The sequence below is a fragment of the Fructobacillus fructosus KCTC 3544 genome (assembly GCF_001438695.1).
GTDB classification, from domain to species: Bacteria; Bacillota; Bacilli; order Lactobacillales; family Lactobacillaceae; genus Fructobacillus; species Fructobacillus fructosus.
This window is the reverse complement of the sequence record NZ_JQBH01000004.1, coordinates 3,318-7,052: the sequence shown is the minus strand read 5'-3', so window position 1 is coordinate 7,052 and position 3,735 is coordinate 3,318. Positions and strand designations below refer to the sequence as shown.

Annotated in this window: 6 protein-coding genes and 1 pseudogene; 4 read left to right on the top strand and 3 right to left on the bottom strand. The window is 39.9% G+C overall.

Features of this window, described 5'->3' with window-relative positions:
* The 4 genes from IV71_RS02440 to apf form a co-directional block, all read left to right on the top strand.
* Positions 1-532, top strand: a 532-nt coding sequence (locus tag IV71_RS02440) for a ParA family protein (protein WP_082621254.1), incomplete at its 5' end; no start/stop codon positions are given.
* A gap of 12 nt (positions 533-544) precedes the next feature.
* On the top strand, positions 545-802 hold the full coding sequence (locus IV71_RS02435; protein ID WP_010691917.1) for a hypothetical protein: 258 nt from the start codon (positions 545-547) through the stop codon (positions 800-802).
* 83 nt (positions 803-885) lie between these two features.
* Positions 886-1,095, top strand: coding sequence for a hypothetical protein (locus tag IV71_RS02430; RefSeq protein ID WP_010691918.1), 210 nt, complete (start codon positions 886-888; stop codon positions 1,093-1,095).
* A gap of 451 nt (positions 1,096-1,546) precedes the next feature.
* Positions 1,547-2,260, top strand: coding sequence for an aggregation-promoting factor (gene apf, locus IV71_RS02425; RefSeq protein WP_010691919.1), 714 nt, complete (start codon positions 1,547-1,549; stop codon positions 2,258-2,260).
* Between the two features lie 204 nt (positions 2,261-2,464).
* On the opposite strand, the gene IV71_RS02420 is transcribed toward apf, so the two are convergent.
* From IV71_RS02420 to IV71_RS02410, 3 genes and pseudogenes are all read right to left on the bottom strand, one after another.
* Positions 2,465-2,662 (bottom strand): hypothetical protein, encoded by a 198-nt coding sequence (locus IV71_RS02420; protein ID WP_010691920.1) that lies wholly within the window; start codon positions 2,660-2,662, stop codon positions 2,465-2,467.
* A gap of 64 nt (positions 2,663-2,726) precedes the next feature.
* Entirely contained in the window at positions 2,727-3,164 is a 438-nt protein-coding gene (locus IV71_RS02415; protein WP_010691921.1) for a hypothetical protein, read from the bottom strand.
* A gap of 57 nt (positions 3,165-3,221) precedes the next feature.
* Positions 3,222-3,735: pseudogene (locus tag IV71_RS02410) on the bottom strand (LPXTG cell wall anchor domain-containing protein); the annotation flags it as partial.

Here is a 3,735-nt window from a genome sequence, read left to right as displayed (position 1 = left end):
TCTCTCAGATATTCCAATGCCTGCTCTTGTTTTGAATTATTGGTTTGATGACCATGGATCAGAAATTAATATTGATCAATATGATTACATTCTTTTTGATACCCATCCTGATTTTGGCATCATCAATCGGAATGTTGTTGTCGCTGCAGATGCGGTGATCAGTCCACTTGAACCCAACATTTTTGGTTGGGCCGCAAAAGCGCGTATACAGGCCAGAGTTGATGCCTTATTGGGGCAACTAATCAATCCTAGTACCCGACAACCTTTTATTGACACCCCACTCTATTTCATCAATAACAAGGTGGAGCACAATACACGCGAATCGCAAGACTTGATTGAGCAAACGAAGGATGATGAACAGGTCATTGCAACGATTCCAAATAAACAGCTCTTTAAAGCAACGATACGACAAAACAAACCAATCGTGACGATGCAGGAAGATGCTAAAATTTACAATGCAAATCGACAGTTTTTCCAGAAACTGGATAGCGCTTATGCAAACATGAAGCAAAAAGTTGATGAATTAAAATAAGGAGAAACAATTATGGCAATTAGAGGTGAAGCACCAAAACGTTCAGAACTAACGAAGCAGGAGTTTGCAGATATGCTTGAAAAGAAGGAAATAGCAGAAAAACAGCAAGCCCCCTCACCTTCTCTGACTAAAATGAGGGAGACAAAAAAGCAATATGTCATCATGATGAAACCTTCGATTCATGATGCCGGTGTTAAAAAAGCAAAAGCAATGGGCCTAAGCTTTTCGGCCTGGTTGGAATACGTTGTAAGCAATGATCTAAATAACTAAGCCCATTGCCGTTGTAACTAAACTATCATTATAATTATACTTATACTTACAACTGTAAATATAAGTATAATTAGGAGGAAAATATGTATTATTACCGTCAAGAAAATAATGATGATGGCGCTGTCCTAATGGGCTGGGTCATCGCTATTGGCTTGTTAGTCTGCACCTTGGGGTTGTTTCTTGCTTGGCTGCTTCTGAAATGGGCGACGAAGCTATCGATTAAGTACTTTAAATGGGCCAATCAAGATCCTAAATGGTTAGCCGAAACAAAGGCCCAATACTACGGCTATTAATAAATAGCGAAAGGATCTAAAACTTGGCGGCTCCTTTTTCAGTGCAAACAAAAAAAGGGGACAGCCCCCCCCTTCTTGGCAATCAAGCAATGGTTGAATAACAGGTGTGGTAAATATGACAAAGAGAAGTGATTGAACAATAATTGTATCGAGTAAATCGAAAAAAGCAACGAATTGATAAATTAAAAACCTGTTGTTCGACAGTGGTGTGAAAATTCAATCAAAAAAATCCCCACCATTGCTTAGTTGCCTAGTTATTATAACCAAAATCTTCTGAAAATAAAACGACTGATGATGAAAGTCGTCCACTCAACACTAATTTCATTAAATTTTAATTTTCAAATAATGCTAACTTACTAGCCTAACTTATATAGTCTACTTCAAGGAAAGCAGACTATTAGATAAACTTTAGATGAATGATCGAACAATTTGACAAAAAGGAGACGATCTCATGAGTATGACCAAACACCTTGTTTTCGCTGGTGCGACAGCAGCCCTCTTAGCCACAGCAGGCATGACGGGAAGTAACCAAGCAAATGCCGATCAGATTGATCAGACAGATGCAACGCAAATTTATACAGTAAAAGCCGGCGATACGCTTAGTCAAATCGCAGAGCAATATAATACAGATGCTCAAACACTTGCTAATAATAGTGGTATTCAAAATATTAACTTAATTTTTGTTGGTGATAAGATTAAGTTTTCAGCGGATAAGCAAACGATTGAATCAGTGACGACAACGGATGGGCAAGTTAAGACAGCCACGAGCCCTGCCCCTCAACCAGCTTCCACAACAGAAAGCACTGCATCACAGCCGGTGCTTACTGAAACCGCTCAAACGCCTCAAAATGCACCACAAACCAATACAGCAGTTGCTTCTGTAGCAGAACCGCAACAGTCGTCCGCCATCCAGCCTAAAGTCAATGTAACATCACAAAGCACGACGACTTCATCGGCTAAAGAGTACATTGCTAATCGTGAATCTGGTGGCTCCTATACTGCTCAAAATGGTCGCTATATTGGGAAATATCAGTTAGATGCTAGTTACCTAAAGGGTGATTACTCAGCGGCCAATCAAGAGCGAGTAGCTGATCAATATGTCGCTGCTCGTTATGGTTCTTGGGAAAATGCCGCTAACCACAGTAAGCAATATGGCTGGTACTAATGAAACCAGAAAAACGCCAGCAATGGCGTTTTTTATTTTGACTGATTGTAGCCCTCAAAAAAAACATTAAACTGAGAATAGAACTCGCATTATACAATTCTTCTAAACAAAAAAGACCCGACTATTGGGTCTTTTTCCGTTTATAAACATAAATGAATTTTCGGGTCTCATTGCTAGTTCTTCTTCATTAACCCAGTGTAATGCTTAAATGCGTTGACCAGTTACTGGGTCAATGGCATACAACCAAATGGGCTCTGGCAGTAAAGCTCCCCTAGGTACCCCACGAATTGGTAGTGGAAATCGTTGATTAATTTGTCGAATAAGGGAGGTATCATCCTTTCCCCTAAACAAAATATCGCCTGTGGAAGCCCCCACCGCAATGTATTCGATATGATTTGTCATCACATCACCCCCCCAGTTCACTTCTAGATATAATACAACAAATAAATCTGCTAATAACTGCTAATCATCTTTTTACCCTTCTATCATCTTTATTTTTCTCTTCTAGTGTATCTTCCATTAACTGAATGACTGTCTCCATTGAGTTAATCTTATTACGCCACCAAAACAGAAATAGAAAGAGAGAAAAAGTGAGCAGAATAAGTAGAAAAAGGAAAGTTACGACCGAAAATTTCAACTGCTCCGGCGTCAAGTTTTTTAGAAAACTTTTTGAAATAAAGACAAATGTAATCAAAGCGACGATAGATAACAGTTTAAAAACTTTAGTAACCAGCTCATAACCATCTTTAGAAGTTTGATATTTACTTTTTTGCAGACGAATCTGACTGTCTAAATGATTGTAACTTTCTTTATCAAATCGGCTTTTCAAGATGTCAATACGTGCGATCGCTCGTTTATTAGGGTCAAGTGCATATTGAAATGTATTTGCTGAATCATTTGCCATGAGCAAAAACTCCCTATTGCTAATTATACAGAATTTTCTAGACTCCCGTTTATGAACTTAAACGAGCTTTCGGCGTTTCATAGCCAGGAACATAGCTCCAGTACCCGCTGCTAATACAGCAGCGGCAGTAACACCGTCACCTGTATTCCTTGTTGCCTTTCCCGTTTCGGGGAGTGTAGGTGCTGCGGTCTGAACAACACTCACAGGTGCTTGTGGAGTTGCAACGGCTGGTTGTGCTTGGGCTGGCTTGGCCTGTACAAGTTGTTGAGGGTGATTTGTCGTGTAATTATTCGTTGTGTATGAATAATTGTTTGTCGTGTTGTTGATGATTGAAGGCTGGGGAGTCTGATCAATTTCGATGACCGCCTTATGATAGGAAACAGCTGGTGTTTCATGTTTTGGCATGTCATACAAATGGTAGGAAACTTTAACAGCATCCGGCTTCTTTGGTTCGTCAACAAGCGTTAAGGTTGGCTTCTTGGGCAGTGTTTGAACCGGTATGGTAGTGGCACTATACGCCCAAGTCGTGTTGTTACTATCTTTTGCACCTGAATCTGTGCGATAGTTAATC